General features: G+C 38.0%; 23 protein-coding genes. All 23 read right to left on the reverse strand.

The genetic code is table 11. The features are described 5' to 3' along the window. Window positions 1-1,414, reverse strand: a 1,414-nt coding sequence (locus FMM05_RS02805) for a leucine-rich repeat domain-containing protein (protein ID WP_394345142.1), incomplete at its 3' end; no start/stop codon positions are given. A gap of 152 nt (window positions 1,415-1,566) precedes the next feature. Then, window positions 1,567-3,546: a T9SS type A sorting domain-containing protein gene (locus FMM05_RS02810; RefSeq protein WP_185965495.1), complete on the reverse strand. Its 1,980-nt coding sequence runs from the start codon at window positions 3,544-3,546 to the stop codon at window positions 1,567-1,569. 66 nt (window positions 3,547-3,612) lie between these two features. Then, window positions 3,613-4,374, reverse strand: a complete 762-nt coding sequence (locus tag FMM05_RS02815; RefSeq protein ID WP_143371839.1) for a LytR/AlgR family response regulator transcription factor — start codon at window positions 4,372-4,374, stop codon at window positions 3,613-3,615. Between the two features lies 1 nt (window position 4,375). Then, a complete protein-coding gene (locus FMM05_RS02820; protein WP_143371840.1) occupies window positions 4,376-6,343 on the reverse strand; it encodes a tetratricopeptide repeat protein in 1,968 nt (655 codons plus the stop codon). 205 nt (window positions 6,344-6,548) lie between these two features. Beyond that, on the reverse strand, window positions 6,549-7,844 hold the full coding sequence (gene eno, locus FMM05_RS02825) for a phosphopyruvate hydratase (RefSeq protein WP_143371841.1): 1,296 nt from the start codon (window positions 7,842-7,844) through the stop codon (window positions 6,549-6,551). Window positions 7,845-7,878: 34 nt separating this feature from the next. Continuing rightward, a complete protein-coding gene (gene carA, locus FMM05_RS02830) occupies window positions 7,879-8,994 on the reverse strand; it encodes a glutamine-hydrolyzing carbamoyl-phosphate synthase small subunit (protein WP_143371842.1) in 1,116 nt (371 codons plus the stop codon). A gap of 171 nt (window positions 8,995-9,165) precedes the next feature. Continuing rightward, on the reverse strand, window positions 9,166-9,675 hold the full coding sequence (gene rplQ, locus FMM05_RS02835) for a 50S ribosomal protein L17 (protein WP_143371843.1): 510 nt from the start codon (window positions 9,673-9,675) through the stop codon (window positions 9,166-9,168). Between the two features lie 39 nt (window positions 9,676-9,714). Next, window positions 9,715-10,707 (reverse strand): DNA-directed RNA polymerase subunit alpha, encoded by a 993-nt coding sequence (locus tag FMM05_RS02840; protein WP_143371844.1) that lies wholly within the window; start codon window positions 10,705-10,707, stop codon window positions 9,715-9,717. A gap of 20 nt (window positions 10,708-10,727) precedes the next feature. Further along, on the reverse strand, window positions 10,728-11,333 hold the full coding sequence (gene rpsD / locus FMM05_RS02845) for a 30S ribosomal protein S4 (protein ID WP_143371845.1): 606 nt from the start codon (window positions 11,331-11,333) through the stop codon (window positions 10,728-10,730). An 86-nt stretch (window positions 11,334-11,419) separates the two neighbouring features. Beyond that, window positions 11,420-11,803 (reverse strand): 30S ribosomal protein S11, encoded by a 384-nt coding sequence (rpsK, locus tag FMM05_RS02850; RefSeq protein WP_026990858.1) that lies wholly within the window; start codon window positions 11,801-11,803, stop codon window positions 11,420-11,422. Between the two features lie 9 nt (window positions 11,804-11,812). Continuing rightward, entirely contained in the window at window positions 11,813-12,187 is a 375-nt protein-coding gene (gene rpsM, locus FMM05_RS02855) for a 30S ribosomal protein S13 (protein ID WP_143371846.1), read from the reverse strand. A gap of 2 nt (window positions 12,188-12,189) precedes the next feature. Continuing rightward, entirely contained in the window at window positions 12,190-12,306 is a 117-nt protein-coding gene (gene ykgO, locus FMM05_RS02860) for a type B 50S ribosomal protein L36 (RefSeq protein WP_073370549.1), read from the reverse strand. A 12-nt stretch (window positions 12,307-12,318) separates the two neighbouring features. Further along, window positions 12,319-12,534 carry a translation initiation factor IF-1 gene (gene infA, locus FMM05_RS02865; RefSeq protein ID WP_026714631.1) on the reverse strand — a complete coding sequence of 72 codons (216 nt, stop codon included), beginning with the start codon at window positions 12,532-12,534 and terminating at the stop codon, window positions 12,319-12,321. 8 nt (window positions 12,535-12,542) lie between these two features. Continuing rightward, a complete protein-coding gene (gene secY, locus FMM05_RS02870; protein WP_143371847.1) occupies window positions 12,543-13,886 on the reverse strand; it encodes a preprotein translocase subunit SecY in 1,344 nt (447 codons plus the stop codon). A 13-nt stretch (window positions 13,887-13,899) separates the two neighbouring features. Then, entirely contained in the window at window positions 13,900-14,358 is a 459-nt protein-coding gene (rplO, locus tag FMM05_RS02875; RefSeq protein WP_026990855.1) for a 50S ribosomal protein L15, read from the reverse strand. Window positions 14,359-14,370: 12 nt separating this feature from the next. After that, window positions 14,371-14,553, reverse strand: a complete 183-nt coding sequence (gene rpmD / locus FMM05_RS02880; protein ID WP_143371848.1) for a 50S ribosomal protein L30 — start codon at window positions 14,551-14,553, stop codon at window positions 14,371-14,373. A gap of 13 nt (window positions 14,554-14,566) precedes the next feature. Further along, window positions 14,567-15,091, reverse strand: coding sequence for a 30S ribosomal protein S5 (gene rpsE / locus FMM05_RS02885; protein WP_143371849.1), 525 nt, complete (start codon window positions 15,089-15,091; stop codon window positions 14,567-14,569). 8 nt (window positions 15,092-15,099) lie between these two features. Next, window positions 15,100-15,450: a 50S ribosomal protein L18 gene (rplR, locus tag FMM05_RS02890; protein WP_143371850.1), complete on the reverse strand. Its 351-nt coding sequence runs from the start codon at window positions 15,448-15,450 to the stop codon at window positions 15,100-15,102. A gap of 13 nt (window positions 15,451-15,463) precedes the next feature. Further along, window positions 15,464-16,006 (reverse strand): 50S ribosomal protein L6, encoded by a 543-nt coding sequence (rplF, locus tag FMM05_RS02895; protein ID WP_143371851.1) that lies wholly within the window; start codon window positions 16,004-16,006, stop codon window positions 15,464-15,466. A gap of 18 nt (window positions 16,007-16,024) precedes the next feature. Next, window positions 16,025-16,423, reverse strand: a complete 399-nt coding sequence (rpsH, locus tag FMM05_RS02900) for a 30S ribosomal protein S8 (RefSeq protein WP_143371852.1) — start codon at window positions 16,421-16,423, stop codon at window positions 16,025-16,027. A 77-nt stretch (window positions 16,424-16,500) separates the two neighbouring features. Beyond that, complete coding sequence (rpsN, locus tag FMM05_RS02905; protein WP_026990849.1) at window positions 16,501-16,770, reverse strand: 30S ribosomal protein S14; 270 nt, start codon at window positions 16,768-16,770, stop codon at window positions 16,501-16,503. 3 nt (window positions 16,771-16,773) lie between these two features. Beyond that, entirely contained in the window at window positions 16,774-17,325 is a 552-nt protein-coding gene (gene rplE, locus FMM05_RS02910; RefSeq protein WP_143371853.1) for a 50S ribosomal protein L5, read from the reverse strand. A 2-nt stretch (window positions 17,326-17,327) separates the two neighbouring features. Continuing rightward, window positions 17,328-17,642, reverse strand: a complete 315-nt coding sequence (rplX, locus tag FMM05_RS02915; protein ID WP_143371854.1) for a 50S ribosomal protein L24 — start codon at window positions 17,640-17,642, stop codon at window positions 17,328-17,330. Between the last annotated feature and the right edge of the window lie 2 nt (window positions 17,643-17,644).

Genomic DNA, 17,644 nt, shown 5'->3' on the forward strand with positions numbered 1-17,644 from the left:
GCCCATTCAGGTTTAAGGTTAGTATTATTTCTCTTGTTTCAAAAGGAAGTAAACCAGTAAAGTTCCACGATAAATTGTTTGCGCTTTGAGCATCTGTAGCAGGAACAGATGTTACATAATCTATAACCGAATCTATGTAAACAAGGTTTAGATTACCATTAAGTACCTGGTTGCCTTTGTTCTTATAAATAATTTTATACTCGGCATCAAAGCCAGGCTGGGCCATACCTAAGGGAGCAATAACAACTTCAACATCTGGATGTACGCCATTAGCTGTAACACAAAAATTTTGTACCACTTCCAAATTATCAGCCGTAGCAAAATTTACTACTGCTGTAGCAGGTGTTACGGTAAAATAATCATTATCTATTATTGCGGCCACGTTTATAGCACCGCTTTGCGTGTAAAGGCTGTATTGGCCTAAAGCATTGGTAAAATTTGCACCGGTGTTAGTACCATCATCAGAAGTTACTTTTACGAAATCCGGTAAATAGTCCTGGTCGTCGCAGCCATCATTATCAAAATCAAAACTAACGGTACCCGTAATGGTATTAAAATTACCACCCGGTGTAAAGTTGCAGTACGAACTTATTATAAGGTTGGGTAAATTATAGTATCCCAAAAAATCAAGATAATACTCTACTTCGTCGCTATCTACACATGCAAATTGTAGTGCCGTATTAGCAACGCCGGGATAAATTGTCCCGAAACCGTTTTTAAGATTTATGTATTCTAAATTCACATTATTGTTTGCAGGCAATTCAAATGTTCCAGGAACATTACTAAGATCTAAGGTAGTAAGGTTATTGTGACTAACATCTAATAGATTAATTGATGGCAAATTTGACAACGTTATCTCTGTTAGAGCATTGTTATCCGCCTGTACCGTTTGCAATGCAGGTAAATTTTGTAAAGTAAGAGAGGTAATATCGTTATTATAACACCAAAAAACTTCGAGCGCAGAGATACCACTAAAGTCTAACTCAGAAAGATTGTTGTTAAAGCAATAGAAATTTTTTAGGTTAGTTAGGCCTGTAATATTTATACTTGTTAAGTTATTGTTGTTGCAATGAAGAGCTTCTAAAAAAGAAAGCATAGATAAATCCACACTTACAACCTGATTATAAGAAAAATTGAAAACTCTTAAATTTGTAAAATATTCTATTCCTGTAAGATCTGCAATGGTCCATGCGTCGCCAAGCGAAAGTTCATAAACCTCAAGTGCTTCGCTTAACTGAATTTCCCCATCATTGTTAGCATCAACAATCATAGGGTTACCGTTTACGTCAATCGCTGTGCTGTAAGTTAGAGGGTTAAGTAGCCTATCTTTAAAGGTTGGATCAGGTATATTAACTGTTTGGGCTTGTAATGTTCCGGCAACTAAAAGTGTTAAGTAAAGTAAGGTTTTTTTCATAATTGTTAATTAGATTATGTCTCTATAGTTAATGCATGGCCTTGCATTCGTTAAACATTTAAACATTAAAATCCCTAACTAAACTTTTGCGTTTTAACATTAAAGCATAAAAAAGCCGCACAATGTGCGGCTTTCCATTCAATTTTATAATCTTACTTTTTCATAATTTTTTCAACCTTAACACCTTTAGCAGTTGTTACTTTTAAGAAATACATTCCCGTAGCCCTTGTAGAAATATCTACAGTAGCTGTAACATCATTTATAATTGCAGTTTGCAGCAGCCTGCCCTGTACATCATACAATTCTATAGATTGCAGGTTACTATCTGCATCCAATTTAATGATGCCGCTCGTAGGGTTAGGGTATATTATAACTGAGTTATCAATTTCAAAATCGCCTGTGCTTAATACCCCAAACACAGTATTTGTCTCGTTAGTTTCAACAGGCAATTTGTAATCGTAAAATATCCTCGCCTGATTTGAAACCGACATTCCCGATTGCAGGCTTGTTTTAGTTTTAACTTTAAACAATATATTACCTCCCCCGTCTGCCGCTAAATTAACATTCCTCAATAAAAAAGTTATTGTGTTATTCGCCGTTGTTGCCGTTACTTCTTCAGAGCTATTTAACAGTTCGAGCGTATTAATATCAAAATAGTCAGGATTTAAGTCGTGTGTAATCACAACATTCTGAGCTGTCTCAGTGCCTGTATTTTTAAAGTTGACACCATAGTGTAAATAATTGCCAATTGCCGTAGCAGGCTGCGTATTACCTTCTACACACATAATATTATTAGGGTTTACCATAGCTGGCACCGTTTGATGGTACACAAAGTTGTTATCGCCCGGCAAAACATCGGTACTATTAACAGCTGCAAGCGCAGTAAAATTAATTACATCGCCAGTGTTTACCGGCGGATTATCGGTTGATCCGTTTACATCCAGGTAAATTACTATCTCCCTGTTCTCAAAAGGCTTTAGGTCGGTAAAATTCCATGAGTAAACAGATGGACCTGCATAATTTGCGGTAGGTGCTGTGTAAACACTACTAAACAATTGGGTATTCCAAGTACAGCTAACTGCACCCGAAACCTGTACTGAACCTTTATTTTTATACACGATTTTATAAACAGCACTACCCCCGGATGTTGCCGGTACAACAGGCACCATAACAACCTCTACATCGGCAGAATAGGTATTCGCTGTAACACAAAAGTTTTTTATATCTGTTGCACCCAAACCAGTGAATATGGAGGTAGCAGACACAGGTGTAGCGGTAAAAAAGTTATTTTCAAATTGTGGCGTTATAGCATAAACACCCTGAGGGGTATAAATATCATAGCTACCTGTTAAACTGGTAAATGTTGCGCACGATTGCACCCCATTAGTAGATACTATTTTAATAAAGCTTTGCGGGACATCATCAGTATCACAACCATCGTTATCACCATCAAAAATAATATTCCCGGTAATAGTGTTGTAACCTCCACCAGGGGTAAAACTGCAATACTGGTTAGCATTTACATCTGTAAGTCCGCTTGCAGCGAGAATTGTAGTAATTGCAGCTACCTCAAAATCGTCTATGCAAACAAATTCAAGGTCAGGATTATTACCCCATTCATTCACTCCATTGGTACCAGACGAATGAGCGGCACCATTTTTCAGTCCGATATAAGTAAGGTTATTGTCATTACATATTAACTCCGTTAGCATTGGGTTAGCAGAAAAATCCAACTCTATAATTTGATTATCAGCACATTCAACCGCTTCAAGGTAATTTAATCCTGCAACGTTTAATACTGTAAGCTGGTTCTCGTTGCATTCTAATTCATGAAGATTGTAAAAATATTCAACGCCTGCTAATGATGCAATGCCTTCATTCTCTACTTTAAGTTTAAATACCATTAGCGCCTCACTTTGCTGGATATTACCATCACCATTAACATCTATAATGATAGAATCGCCATCGTTATCCCTTGCAATATCATTATTAGTAGTAGCTGAAAGGAGGGCAGCCTTAAAAGCTGCATCAGGGATACTTATAACCTGTGCTCCCGCTAAAGCAGTAAACAATAAAAAGAAGCAAAACATGGTAGTTTTCATAGTAAATATCCTCCTGATTAAAAACTTCAAATCTATATAATTATATGGCATAAATGTTAAACGGATTAGAATTTGGCAGGTTTCACTTAGAATTCGTTATAACGATCGTAATAAATCCTGCAATCTTTCGCGCTTTCTCTGAGATATGGGCAGGTGGCTATTATCTGCCATTACTGCATAACCACCATCTTTTTTTATATACGACCTTAAATAGGCCAAATTTATGAGGTGAGACTGGTGTATACGCTCAAAACCCTGTTCTGAAAGCAGGTCTTCATACTCCTTAAGGGTCTTGGCTATAAGCACCGGCTTATTATCTTTAATATAAAATTTAGTATAATTATCCTGCGACTCTAAACGAATAATATCGCTAACTTCAAAAAGGTGTATCCCATCTGATGTTGAAAGGGCAATACGCTTAAACTTATCTACCTTTTTCCTAATATTTTCAAGCAAAAGGTCTATGTGTGCATAACTATCATTATTGGCCAGCACTTTGGTTATTTTCTCTACTACTTTACGCAAATCTTCCGGGTCTACAGGTTTTAGCAGATAGTCAAGTGCGCTAAAACGAAACGCTTTTACTGCATACTCTTCGTGCGCCGTTATAAACACCACATGACTTGTAAGTTTACCGTGCATTTGTGTCAGTTGCTCTAAAATATCAAACCCGGTACCATCACCTAATTGTATATCTAAAAAAACAACATCAGGCTTATATTCTGCTATTGCAATAATACCGGCTTTTACGCTATCTGCCTCTCCCAGTATCTTTATATTGGGGGCATACATTTCCAAAAGCCCCTTCATACCGGCCCTCAGGTTGCTGTCATCATCTATTAGTAAAGCTGTTATCATGTTAATTAGTAGCGTATTGTATTGGCAAATTTAGCACAATTCGGGTTCCCGTTACACGTCCTTGTGTATCTTTAATTTCTTTTATTTCTACCTGCGCTGTTTTAGATGTTACAGCCTGTATAACTTCCAGCCTTTTACGGGTAATTTCCAACGCCATGGATTTATGTACTGTAACCGACTTTTCCTTATTTTTCCGGGACTGGTCAATTCCAATTCCATCGTCAGTAACAGTACATACAAGTTTTTCGCCATCAAGCGAAAAATCAACGCTTATGGTACCATTTTCTTTTTTAGGGACTATGCCATGTATTATAGCATTTTCTACAAAAGGCTGCAATAACAACGGAGGTATACCCATATCATCTTCTATATTTGGATCCTTTGTAATACTAAACTCAAAAACACGGTTAAACCGGAGCTGCTCAAGTTCTAAATAGTTTTGAAGCCCTTCTATTTCGCGATCTATAGGTATAAGCGATTCTTTAGAATACTCAAGCGTAAGCCTCATTAGTTTACTAAATTTAGAGAGGTATTTTATAGCCGAATCGGTACCATTTTGAACAATAAAACTGGATATAGACCCCAGGCAGTTAAACACAAAATGCGGGTTCATTTGAAGGTGAAGAGCTTTTTGCTCGTATTCAGCAAGGTCGCGTTGCAATGTTAGTCTTTTTTTAAGCTGTAGCCTGCTGAAAAGAGAAAAAGTAATACCAAAAATCAACAAAACAAAAATCCCTAAAAAAAGCATTTGTTGTTTATGCCTTTTAGATTCTTCGGTATACAAAGCCTGTTTCTTTTCATCTTCAAGCTTTTGCAGGCTGGCTTTACGCTCAAACTCATAGTTGATTTCTTCCCTGATAAGGTTCTTAACATTTTCGCCGTTAACTATTTCATCCTTAACATCGGTATATTTTTTATAATGTTCTAAAGCCTCTGTGGTATTACCTATATTTTCATAATACTCACTCAATGCCTTTTCCGATTGTTCAACCTGCTTTAATACGCCTATTTCTTTAGCTAAATTGCTGGATTGTGTAAGATACTCAACAGCTTGGCGTTTTTTTTGCTGGCCATACAAAACACCAAGATTTAATAATGAAACCGATTCTCCAAATTTCTCTCCGGTAGACCTGATAATGTTTAGTGCATCAAGATAATAACGTTCGGCATCGGCAAAGTTGTTTTGCCTCTTATAAAAATCCCCCAGGTTATTATACAGGTTAGTAAGACCCCTTTTGTTATTAAATGCAATTAACTGTTTCTCGGCTTCTTTATAAAGCTCTAATGCCTTTGCCTCGTTATTTTTATGAAAGTAAATATTCCCAATGTTTGTAACAGTAACAGCGGTAGTTTCATCGCCCAATTTTTCCTGAATAATAAGTGCCTTATTAAAGTACTGCAATGCCTTATCATACTCCTTTTGCGATTCATAAACAATACCAATATTGTTATTAATAAAGGCAACTACATGCTCGCTATTTATACCCGTATAAAGCTTAAGGGCCTTAAAATAATATTCGAGTGCTTTAGGATAGTTATTTTGCTCAGAGCATACCACACCAATACTTCCATAGGCATTGGCAAGACCCACAATCATTTCTTTATTTTTTTTGTTTGCAGGCACTTTTAAAATACCTTCATAAATATCCTGAGAGCGAGTAAAACTTTTTAAAGCATCCGTATATTTACTAAGCAGCACATTGGCATTGCCAATATTAAGCCATGCATCGGCTTCCTGTTCTTTAAGTTTATTTTTTTGTGCAAATGCCAGCCCTTTCTTTGCAAATTGCATCATGCTGGCCGGATCGCTTTCATATTCTCCGGCTATTAAATTTAACAGCCCTGCCTTTTCTTTAGCAGTAGTTGCCTTATTAAACTGATTATTAAGGCTGTCCAGTACTTTATTTTGCGATAAAGCCGGCCAACATACAAAAACCATCAAAACCGGCAACCATTTTAAAAGCTTCATAAAGAGTTTCTTAATCAACACAAAAATAGGTTATACCAACATATATATAACGTGCTGTTTAGAATTTGAAGCCTATTATTTAGAATTCGATAATAAATTGATAATCTATAGCTATGATTTCAGAAAATTCAACAATTGTAAACTCCATCCAACAAAAAAAGGCTGCCCGAATTGGACAGCCTTATAACCTGAAATACCAGGAAAATTATTTTTTGATTTTGAATGCTTTTTCACCAGGGAAGTAAGCAATTTCGCCAAGCTCTTCCTCAATCCTAAGCAATTGGTTGTATTTTGCCATACGGTCGCTACGAGAAGCAGAACCTGTTTTGATCTGGCCACAGTTAAGCGCCACAGCAAGATCGGCAATAGTGTTATCTTCAGTCTCTCCAGAACGATGTGACATTACTGATGTATAACCAGCATTATGCGCCATGTTTACTGCAGAAATAGTCTCGGTAAGCGTACCAATCTGGTTAACTTTAATAAGTATAGAATTAGCAATACCTAAATCGATACCCTTAGCAAGACGCTCAACGTTAGTAACAAATAAATCGTCACCCACTAATTGCGTTTTATCGCCAATAAGTTCAGTAAGGTATTTCCAGCCATCCCAGTCATTTTCCTGCATACCGTCTTCAATAGAGATAATTGGGTATTTAGATGCAAGTTCAGCAAGGTATTCAGCCTGCTCTTTAGAAGTCCTGATTTTACCCGTCTCGCCTTCAAATTTAGTATAGTCGTATTTACCGTCTACAAAAAACTCAGAAGCAGCACAGTCAAGAGCTATCTTAACATCACCACCAAAAGTATAACCCGCTTTTTCTACAGCAAGTTTAATAGTATCAAGAGCATCCTCTGTACCACCGGCTAAGTTAGGTGCAAAACCACCTTCGTCGCCCACAGCTGTACTTAGGCCACGGTCATGAAGTACTTTTTTAAGGTTATGAAAAACCTCTGTACCTATTTGCATAGCATGTGTAAAACTTGTAGCTTTTACAGGGAAGATCATAAATTCCTGGAAAGCGATAGGCGCATCAGAGTGCGAACCACCGTTAATGATGTTCATCATCGGAACAGGAAGCGTGTTTCCTGATACACCACCTACGTAACGGTAAAGTGGCATGCCAAGCTCGTTAGCAGCAGCCTTAGCAACTGCTAAAGATACGCCAAGGATAGCGTTAGCACCCAGTTTCGATTTGTTAGGTGTACCATCAACGTCTATCATTGCTTTATCAATAGCATTTTGCTCGAAAACTGACATACCCACTATCTCGGCAGCTAATGTAGTATTTACGTTTTCAACAGCTTTTAAAACACCTTTGCCCATGTAAGCTTTACCACCATCACGAAGCTCAACAGCTTCATGTTCTCCGGTAGAAGCTCCAGATGGTACCGCAGCCCTGCCTAAAACGCCGTTTTCTGTAATAACATCTACTTCAACTGTAGGGTTTCCGCGAGAATCCAGAATTTGCCTGGCGTGTACTTTAATAATTATGCTCATAATTGTTTTTTTGGTTTATTTTCTTCTATAATTTTTAATTGCTGTGTTTACCCTTTTCTATGTTTGTAATAAACTGGTCAAAAAGGTAAGAGGCGTCATGCGGGCCCGGGCTGGCTTCTGGGTGGTATTGTACAGAAAAACAATTCTTATTTTTCATGCGCATACCTGCAACAGTACCATCGTTAACATGAACGTGTGTAATTTCAAAATCAGGATGTTTTTCCAGCGCTTCCCTGTTTACAGCAAAACCGTGGTTTTGCGATGTAATTTCTCCTTCGCCTGTAAGCAGGTTTTTAACGGGGTGGTTAATACCCCTGTGGCCGTTAAACATTTTATAAGTTGGTATGCCATTGGCAAGGGCCAGTACCTGGTGGCCAAGGCATATACCAAAAACAGGCTCATTTTTATCTAATATCTGACGGGCAGTTTCCTGAGCGACTAAAAGCGGATCGGGGTCGCCGGGGCCGTTAGAAAGGAAATATCCGTCAGGGTTAAAGCCTTTAAGCTCATCGTAAGTCGCATCATAAGGAAACACTTTAATGTAGCAGTCCCTTTTTGCCATATTGCGCAGGATGTTCTTTTTAATACCAAGATCGAGCGCAGAGATTTTATATTTTGCTTCAGGATTACCTACAAAATAAGGCTCTGTAGTAGATACTTTAGATGAAAGTTCAAGGCCTTTCATGTCCGGCACAGCAGCAAGGCGTGTTTTAAGCGCTTCGATGTCGCACTCCTCAGTACAAATAGCCGCGTTCATGGCGCCATTTTCCCTGATATAGCTTACTAAAGCCCTTGTATCAACATCAGATATAGCTACAAGGTTTTGCTCTTCAAAGTATTGTTTAAGCCCTTCTGTAGAGTTTACCCTACTGTGATTAAAACTAAAATTTTTACAAACAAGACCCGATATCATTATTTTATCGGCCTCTACTTCTTCTTCATTAGTACCGTAGTTGCCAATATGCGCGTTAGACGCTACCATTATCTGGCCAAAGTATGAAGGATCGGTAAAAATTTCCTGATAGCCCGTCATACCGGTATTAAAACAAACTTCTCCAAAAACAGTACCCTCTATGCCTATAGATTTGCCATAAAAAATAGTACCGTCTGCCAAAAGGAGTATTGCCTTGTTCCTGTTAGTATATTTCATTTATATTGTTTGTTGTTGTGCGGTGCAAATTTACTTTAAAAAATCGTGATACTAAAAACACAGGGGTATTTTTGCATTTACCTTAGTCTAAAACGATTAAGGTTTGCAAAAAAAAAGGACAAACTATACAGTTTATCCTTTTTTTAGTATTGAAAAATCATTTTTCCATGATTATTCAGTAGCTTCTTTATTTTCGTCTGTATCAACAGCTGGCGCTTCAGTAGCTGCAGGAGCTTCGGCCACAGGAGCAGCATCAGCTTTTTTAGCAGAACGGCTACGACGGGTAGTTTTCTTAGCTTCTTTTTTAGTAGCGTTGTACAGTTCGTTAAAATCTACAAGTTCAATCATCGCCATATCAGCGTTGTCACCTAAACGGTTACCAAGCTTAATGATACGGGTATAACCACCCGGACGATCGCCAACTTTAGCTGCTACTTCCCTAAAAAGTTCTGTAACTGCATATTTATCGCGAAGGTTAGCGAATACAATACGCCTGTTGTGCGTAGTGTCTTCTTTAGATTTTGTAACTAAAGGCTCAATATATTGTTTAAGCGCTTTAGCTTTAGCCACAGTCGTATTAATACGCTTGTGCTCTATAAGAGAACAGGCCATGTTAGCCAGCATAAGTTTCCTATGCCCAGACTGCCTGCTTAAATGATTTACTTTTTTTCCGTGTCTCATTGCTGATTGTAATTTAAACCTAAACCTTTGCGGTACGGATTATTCTTTATCTAATTTGTATTTCGTTAAATCCATTCCAAAGTGTAAGTTCTTAGAGGCAACAAGTTCATCAAGCTCAGTCAATGATTTTTTACCAAAATTACGGAATTTCATTAAGTCGTTTTTATTAAACGATACCAGATCTCCTAATGTATCAACTTCAGCCGCTTTTAAACAATTTAATGCCCTTACAGAAAGATCCATGTCAACCAGTTTGGTTTTAAGAAGCTGCCTCATATGAAGCGACTCTTCGTCATAAGATTCTGTTTGTGCAATTTCATCGGCCTCAAGTGTTATTCTTTCATCAGAGAACAGCATAAAGTGGTGTATCAGTGTTTTTGCTGCCTCAGTAAGCGCTTCTTTAGGATGAATAGAACCATCTGTAATGATCTCAAAAACCAGTTTTTCGTAATCTGTTTTTTGCTCCACACGGAAGTTTTCTATTGTATATTTTACATTCTTTACCGGTGTAAAGATAGAATCTGTAAAAATAGTCCCTATAGCTGCGTTTTGCTTCTTGTTCTCTTCTGCAGGAACGTAACCCCTACCTTTCTCGATAGTAAGCTCAAGGTTAACGTTGATTTTGCTGTCCATGTTGCAGATAACAAGATCCGGGTTAAGCACCTGGAATCCTGAAATAAACTTTTGGAAATCACCTGCTGTAAGCTGGTCTTTTCCTGTAAAAGATACAGATACACTTTCGTTGTCGATATCTTCTATCTGGCGTTTAAAACGAACCTGTTTAAGGTTCAGGATTATTTCTGTAACATCTTCAACAACCCCCGGTATTGTGGAGAACTCATGGTCTACTCCTTCAATGCGAACTGAAGTAATTGCATAACCTTCTAATGAAGAAAGCAAAACTCTTCTAAGTGCGTTACCAACGGTCAATCCATATCCGGGCTCCAGGGGACGGAACTCAAATTTCCCCTGAAAATCCGTAGAATCGATCATGATAACTTTATCGGGCTTCTGAAAATTAAATATTGCCATATTTCGACTAATGTCAATTATTATTTGTTATACAACTCAACGATTAGTTGTTCTTTGATATTTTCCGGTATCTGGATCCTTGCAGGTACACTAACAAAAGTACCTTCTTTAGTATCGTTATTCCAGGTAATCCACTCGTATACACGAGAAGAATTTGATAAAGATTGCTCTATAACATCAATAGATTTTGATTTTTCACGAACAGCCACTTTATCGCCGGGTTTAAGGTGGTAAGACGGGATGTTTACTAACTCGCCGTTTACTGTAATATGCCTGTGGCCTACAATTTGCCTTGCAGCCCTGCGAGAAGGTGCAATACCCATCCTAAATACCACGTTGTCTAATCTCGCTTCACAAAGCTGTAAAAGTACTTCACCGGTAACGCCTTTAGTGGCAGCGGCTTTTTCATACAGGTTCCTGAATTGTTTTTCAAGGATACCATAAGAGTACTTAGCTTTTTGCTTCTCCATTAACTGAACAGCATATTCAGATTTTTTACCCCTTTTTTTGGCTAAACCATGTTGCCCAGGAGGGTAATTTCTTTTATCGAAAGATTTGTCATCTCCGAAGATCGCCTCACCAAATTTACGGGCGATTTTTGTTTGTGGACCAGTATATCTTGCCATTTCTAAAAATTAATGAACAGGGGGTTATGAATTCAGGTCTTAGTATCCTCCGATAACCCTTAATCCTATTCGAATTATACTATAAATTAAACTCTTCTTCTCTTAGGAGGGCGACAGCCATTGTGTGGCATCGGTGTTACATCGATGATCTCTGTAACTTCAATTCCTCCATTGTGTAAAGACCTGATAGCAGATTCCCTGCCATTACCCGGGCCTTTAACGTAAACTTTTACTTTCTTCAAACCAGCCTCAATAGCTACTTTGCTGCAATCTTCGGCTGCCATCTGGGCTGCATAAGGAGTGTTCTTTTTAGAACCCCTAAAGCCCATTTTACCTGCTGAAGACCATGAAATAACTTCACCTTTCTTGTTGGTTAAAGAAATGATTATGTTATTAAAGGTTGCGCTAATGTGAGCCTCGCCAGTAGATTCTACTATAACTTTACGTTTTTTTGTATTCGCTTTAGCCATTGCTACTTATTATTTAGTTGCTTTTTTCTTGTTAGCAACAGTTTTTCTCTTACCTTTTCTTGTCCTTGAGTTGTTCTTGGTGCGTTGGCCCCTAAGTGGAAGACCAGCTCTGTGGCGTATGCCCCTGTAGCAGCCAATATCCATTAAACGTTTGATGTTTAATGATATTTCTGAACGAAGCTCACCTTCTATCTTGAAGTAAGAAACAGCCTCACGAATAGCGCTGATCTCGTCATCGTTCCATTCCTGAACTTTTTTATCTTCGCTAACCTGAGCTTTCTCTAAAATTTCTTTAGCTCTGCTATTACCAATACCAAAAATATAGGTTAAAGCAATAACTCCTCGTTTGTTTTTAGGTATGTCTACCCCTGCAATTCTTGCCATAATTATCCTTGTCTTTGTTTAAATCTAGGATTCTTTTTGTTAATAACATATAATCTGCCTTTCCTGCGCACTATCTTGCACTCGGCACTTCTTTTTTTAACTGATGCTCTTACTTTCATTATTAATAGCTATTAGTATCTATAAGTAATTCTTGCTTTAGACAAATCATAAGGGCTCATTTCCAGTTTTACTTTATCACCAGGCAAAAGCTTGATGTAGTGCATACGCATTTTTCCTGAAATATGAGCAATTACCACATGCCCGTTCTCTAATTCTACACGAAACATGGCATTGGATAATGCCTCAATTATTGATCCGTCTTGTTCTATTGCTGATTGTTTTGCCATAAAAATTGTTAAGCTACTGCTTTTCTATTCTTACCACTTTTCATCAAACCGTCATAATGCCTATTCAGTAAATAAGAATTTATCTGCTGAATGGTATCGATTGCAACCCCAACCATAATTAACAGTGATGTACCACCATAAAACAACGCCCACTGAGATTGAACCCCAAAACTTACCACAACTGCCGGGAACACAGCAATAAGTGCTAAAAATAACGAACCGGGGAACGTAATCAATGACATTATTCTATCAAGGTAATCGCCTGTCTCCACACCTGGCCTTACACCCGGTATAAATCCGCCACTCCTCTTAAGGTCATCAGCCATTTTGTTAGTAGGCACCGTAATCGCGGTGTAAAAGTACGTAAAAATTATAATTAATAACGCAAAAACCACATTGTAGGCTAAACCAAACACATTTTGAAAACTTGTTGTGATGGTTTGGGCCGCATCAGACTTAGAAAGCCCTGCCAGTGCAGCAGGAATAAACATAATTGCCTGGGCAAAGATAATTGGCATAACCCCCGAAGCATTAAGCTTTAACGGTATCCATTGCCTGTTGCCGCCAAACATGTCCTGCTCAAAGTCGCCAGAAGCGGTGCGCCTTGCGTATTGCACAGGTATTTTTCTTACGGCCATGATCATTAAGATACATGCAATAATAATAAATAACCAAACTACAATTTCAAGAAGCAGTTGTAACGGGCCTCCATTGTTTTCTGTTACAACAGAAGTAAACTCCTGTATAAACGCTTGTGGCATTCTTGCGATAATACCCACAAGGATTAATAATGATATACCGTTACCAATACCCTTATCTGTAATTTTTTCTCCAAGCCACATAGCAAATATGGTGCCGGTTGTAAGTATCACTACAGATGAGAATAAGAATGGAAACGAGTCAGATGGTAATAGGAACGCCTCACCAGGTAAAGTTCTGTAAAGGTTATAAATATAACCAGGACCTTGTACCAGTGTTATGGCAATAGTTAGCCAACGGGTAATTTGGTTTAGCTTTTTCCTTCCGCTCTCTCCTTCTTTCTGCAATTTTTGCAGGTAAGGCACCGCAATACCCATTAATTGTACTACGATAGATGCAGAAATGTAGGGCATAATACCCAATGCAAATACAGATGCCTGCGAGAACGCACCACCTGTAAATACATCGATAAGCCAGCCTATACCACCTTGGGTTTGTTTAGATAAATTTGTTAGCCCTGTAGCATCAATACCAGGAAGGGTAACGTGTGCACCAAAACGGTACACAAGCAATAAACCTAAAGTAACTAAAATTCTGTTTTTTAGTTCTTCTATTTTCCAGACATTGACAAATGCTTCTAAAAATTTCTTCATAAGGCTATAGGGATTATAAACTTAAACTCACAGCCTCTCCACCAGCAGCCTCTATAGCAGCTTTAGCAGTAGCAGTAAATTTGTGGGCAGTTACTTTTAGTTTTGCCTTTAGCTCTCCTCTTCCTAAAATCTTAACCTGTTCATTTTTCGTAGCCAGGCGATTCTCTACAAACACTGTAAAATCTACAGTATCTGTAACGATGCCGTTATCTACAAGAGCCTGAAGTGTATCAAGGTTTACTCCTTCGTATTCTTTACGATTGATGTTTTTAAAACCAAACTTAGGAACACGTCTTTGAAGTGGCATCTGGCCACCTTCAAAACCTATCTTCTTAGAGTAACCAGAACGCGATTTAGCTCCTTTGTGGCCACGAGAAGCTGTGCCTCCTTTGCCAGAACCTTCGCCCCTGCCTAATCTTTTGTTTTTATTGTGAACCGAACCTTCAGCAGGTTGTAAGTTACTTAAATCCATTTCCTGTTATTGTTAGTTAGTTTCTTCTACAGAAACTAAGTGTTTAACTTTATTTACCATTCCAAGGATAGCTGGAGTTGCATCGTGCTCAACAACCTGACCCATTTTGCGAAGGCCTAAAGACTCAAGAGTCAGCTTTTGCGTTTGAGGGCAGTTGATTTTACTCTTAACTTGTTTTACTATAATTTTTCCCATGATTTCCTTTGGATTAACCTTTAAATACTTTTTCTAAAGAAACACCTCTTTGTTTTGCAACAGTTGCAGCGCTCCTCATTTGAAGAAGGGCATCAAAAGTAGCTTTAACAACGTTGTGAGGGTTAGATGAACCCTGAGATTTAGATAATACATCATGTATACCTACAGACTCAAGTACAGAACGTACAGCACCACCGGCAATTACACCGGTACCGTGAGAAGCCGGCATTAGCAGTACACGTGCACCACCAAATTTACCTTTTTGCTCATGCGGCACAGACTGACCAGATAGAGGGATCTTTACAAGGTTTTTCTTAGCATCTTCCACCGCTTTAGCAATAGCTTCAGATACATCTTTAGATTTACCAAGTCCATGACCTACTACACCATTCTCATCTCCTACAACTACAATTGCAGAAAAGCCGAAAGCCCTACCACCTTTTGTAACTTTAGTAACACGATTTACACTTACCAAACGATCTTTAAGTTCAAGACCGCTTGGTTTTACAAGTTCTACGTTTTTATAATTATGATACATAATTTTTCTTAGAATTTAAGCCCGGCTTCTCTTGCGCCTTCAGCTAATGATTTAACACGTCCGTGGTAAAGGTATCCACCCCTGTCAAAAGTGATAGATTCTATACCTGCCTGTAAAGCTTTTTCAGCGATAAGTTTACCAACTGAAGCAGCTGTTTCTATGTTAGTACCTTTAGTGATGCCTGCTTCTCTTGATGAAGCAGAGGCCAAAGTTACACCGTTTACGTCGTCTATGATTTGTGCATAGATTTCTTTATTGCTCCTGAAAACAGAAAGTCTTGGCTGAGTTGCAGTTCCGCTTACAATCTTTCTGATCCTGAACTTAATTCTTTGTCTTCTTTCAGATTTGTTTAATGACATGATCTTTTAATTATTAAGCTGATTTACCTGCTTTTCTCCTTAATACTTCACCTACAAATTTAACACCTTTTCCTTTGTAAGGCTCTGGCTTGCGGAATCCTCTGATCTTGGCCGCTACCTGCCCTAAAAGTTGTTTATCAAACGATGTTAATTTTATAATTGGGTTCTTTCCTTTTTCCGATATAGTTTCTACTGTAACTTCAGATACAACTTCTAAAACTATATTGTGAGAGAAACCAAGTGCCATATCCAGTTTTTGACCCTGGTTAGACGCCCTGTAACCTACACCTACAAGCTCTAATTGTTTTGTAAATCCTTCAGATACGCCAATTATCATGTTATTGATAAGAGACCTGTATAAACCGTGTTTAGATCTTTCGTCTTTATGATCAGAAAATCTCTCTACTAAAACCTGGCCATCCTCGATTTTTACAGATACATCTGAAAATTCCTGAGTTAATTGGCCTTTTTTACCTTTTACAGTAACAATGTTACCGTTAACCTCTACAGTTACGCCGGCTGGTATTGCTACTGGATTTTTACCTATTCTTGACATGGTACTAAGTCTTTGTTATTAGTATACGTAGCAAATTACCTCTCCACCAACATTTTGTTGTTTTGCCTGTTTTCCTGTCATCAAGCCTTTTGATGTAGAAACGATAGCAATACCTAATCCGTTAAGGATTCTTGGTAGGTTAGATGCACCTGCATATTTACGTAAACCCGGTTTACTAATTCTTTGGATATCTTTAATTACACTCTCTTTAGTTTCTTTATCATACTTAAGAGCGATTTTGATGGTGCCTTGTACAGCATTGTCATCAAATTTGTAGCTTAAGATATATCCCTGATCGAATAAAATCTTAGTGATCTCTTTTTTAAGGTTTGATGCAGGAATTTCAACCACTTTGTGGTTAGCCCTTACAGCATTTCTAATCCTTGTAAGAAAATCGGCAATAGGATCTGTATACATTTGTATTAATTTGCGGTTACGGTTTTCGGTCTTAACTCTTAAGACCGAACCTGAAACCAATTTATAATTCTTTTATTTTACCAGCTGGCTTTTTTAACACCCGGGATAAGACCGTTGTTTGCCATTTCACGGAAAGTAACACGTGAGATACCAAACTGGCGCATATATCCTCTTGGCCTACCTGTAAGTTTACAACGGTTGTGTAAACGTACTGGTGAAGCATTTTTAGGTAGTTTTTGTAATCCTTCGTAATCTCCGGCTTCTAATAAAGCCTTCCTTTTCTCAGCATATTTTTCTACCATTGCCTGCCTTTTTACCTCGCGGGCTTTCATTGATTCTTTAGCCATAACTTAATTCTTTTTAAAAGGTAAACCTAATTCTGCTAATAGTGATTTTGCTTCTTTATCTGTTTGTGCAGATGTTACAAAGGTAATATCCATTCCTGATATTTTGTTAACTTTATCAATATCAATTTCAGGGAAAATGATTTGTTCAGTTACACCCAGGTTATAGTTACCTCTTCCGTCAAAACCTGTAGCTTTAATTCCGCTAAAATCCCTTACACGTGGCAACGCAGAGGTTACCAGCCTGTCTAAGAATTCATACATCCTCTCACCACGAAGTGTTACTTTAGCACCAATTGGCATACCTTTTCTAAGTTTGAAAGACGCAACGTCTTTTTTAGATATGGTAGAAACCGCTTTTTGGCCGGTAATTTTTGTTAACTCGTCTACGGCATAATCGATAAGTTTCTTATCAGATACAGCTGCACCAACGCCACGGCTTAAAATGATTTTTTCAAGTTTAGGAACCTGCATTACATTTTTGTAACCGAACTCTTCTTTAAGAGCAGAGATAACCCTGCTGTTATATTCTTCTTTTAGTCTTGGTATATAAGCCATCTCTATAATACTTGATTAGATTTTTTTGAAAATCTCACGTTCTTATCTCCTTCTTTCCTAACACCTGTTTTTGTAGTTTCCTTAGATTTAAGGTCTACAAGTGCAATGTTAGAAATATGGATAGGAGCCTCTTTCTTAACGATACCACCCTGAGGGTTTTTAGCGCTTGGTTTAGTGTGTTTTGACACCATGTTAACGCCTTCTACGACCGCTTTGTTTTTTTCACGAAGCACACGTAGTACTTTACCTTCGCTACCTTTATGGTCGCCAGCAATTACCCTTACAGTGTCTCCTGATTTTATTTTTAGCTTTATCATCT

Source organism: Flavobacterium zepuense, assembly GCF_007097145.1.
In the GTDB taxonomy this organism is placed as follows: domain Bacteria; phylum Bacteroidota; class Bacteroidia; order Flavobacteriales; family Flavobacteriaceae; genus Flavobacterium; species Flavobacterium zepuense.

Excerpts from the sequence above, each read along its gene's own strand:
- FMM05_RS02815 (WP_143371839.1), bottom strand. The coding sequence starts at position 4,374 with ATGATAACAGCTTTACTAATAGATGATGACAGCAACCTGAGGGCCGGT.
- FMM05_RS02820 (WP_143371840.1), bottom strand. The coding sequence starts at position 6,343 with ATGAAGCTTTTAAAATGGTTGCCGGTTTTGATGGTTTTTGTATGTTGG.
- eno (WP_143371841.1), bottom strand. The coding sequence starts at position 7,844 with ATGAGCATAATTATTAAAGTACACGCCAGGCAAATTCTGGATTCTCGC.
- carA (WP_143371842.1), bottom strand. The coding sequence starts at position 8,994 with ATGAAATATACTAACAGGAACAAGGCAATACTCCTTTTGGCAGACGGT.
- rplQ (WP_143371843.1), bottom strand. The coding sequence starts at position 9,675 with ATGAGACACGGAAAAAAAGTAAATCATTTAAGCAGGCAGTCTGGGCAT.
- FMM05_RS02840 (WP_143371844.1), bottom strand. The coding sequence starts at position 10,707 with ATGGCAATATTTAATTTTCAGAAGCCCGATAAAGTTATCATGATCGAT.
- rpsD (WP_143371845.1), bottom strand. The coding sequence starts at position 11,333 with ATGGCAAGATATACTGGTCCACAAACAAAAATCGCCCGTAAATTTGGT.
- rpsK (WP_026990858.1), bottom strand. The coding sequence starts at position 11,803 with ATGGCTAAAGCGAATACAAAAAAACGTAAAGTTATAGTAGAATCTACT.
- rpsM (WP_143371846.1), bottom strand. The coding sequence starts at position 12,187 with ATGGCAAGAATTGCAGGGGTAGACATACCTAAAAACAAACGAGGAGTT.
- ykgO (WP_073370549.1), bottom strand. The coding sequence starts at position 12,306 with ATGAAAGTAAGAGCATCAGTTAAAAAAAGAAGTGCCGAGTGCAAGATA.
- infA (WP_026714631.1), bottom strand. The coding sequence starts at position 12,534 with ATGGCAAAACAATCAGCAATAGAACAAGACGGATCAATAATTGAGGCA.
- secY (WP_143371847.1), bottom strand. The coding sequence starts at position 13,886 with ATGAAGAAATTTTTAGAAGCATTTGTCAATGTCTGGAAAATAGAAGAA.
- rplO (WP_026990855.1), bottom strand. The coding sequence starts at position 14,358 with ATGGATTTAAGTAACTTACAACCTGCTGAAGGTTCGGTTCACAATAAA.
- rpmD (WP_143371848.1), bottom strand. The coding sequence starts at position 14,553 with ATGGGAAAAATTATAGTAAAACAAGTTAAGAGTAAAATCAACTGCCCT.
- rpsE (WP_143371849.1), bottom strand. The coding sequence starts at position 15,091 with ATGTATCATAATTATAAAAACGTAGAACTTGTAAAACCAAGCGGTCTT.
- rplR (WP_143371850.1), bottom strand. The coding sequence starts at position 15,450 with ATGTCATTAAACAAATCTGAAAGAAGACAAAGAATTAAGTTCAGGATC.
- rplF (WP_143371851.1), bottom strand. The coding sequence starts at position 16,006 with ATGTCAAGAATAGGTAAAAATCCAGTAGCAATACCAGCCGGCGTAACT.
- rpsH (WP_143371852.1), bottom strand. The coding sequence starts at position 16,423 with ATGTATACAGATCCTATTGCCGATTTTCTTACAAGGATTAGAAATGCT.
- rpsN (WP_026990849.1), bottom strand. The coding sequence starts at position 16,770 with ATGGCTAAAGAATCAATGAAAGCCCGCGAGGTAAAAAGGCAGGCAATG.
- rplE (WP_143371853.1), bottom strand. The coding sequence starts at position 17,325 with ATGGCTTATATACCAAGACTAAAAGAAGAATATAACAGCAGGGTTATC.
- rplX (WP_143371854.1), bottom strand. The coding sequence starts at position 17,642 with ATGATAAAGCTAAAAATAAAATCAGGAGACACTGTAAGGGTAATTGCT.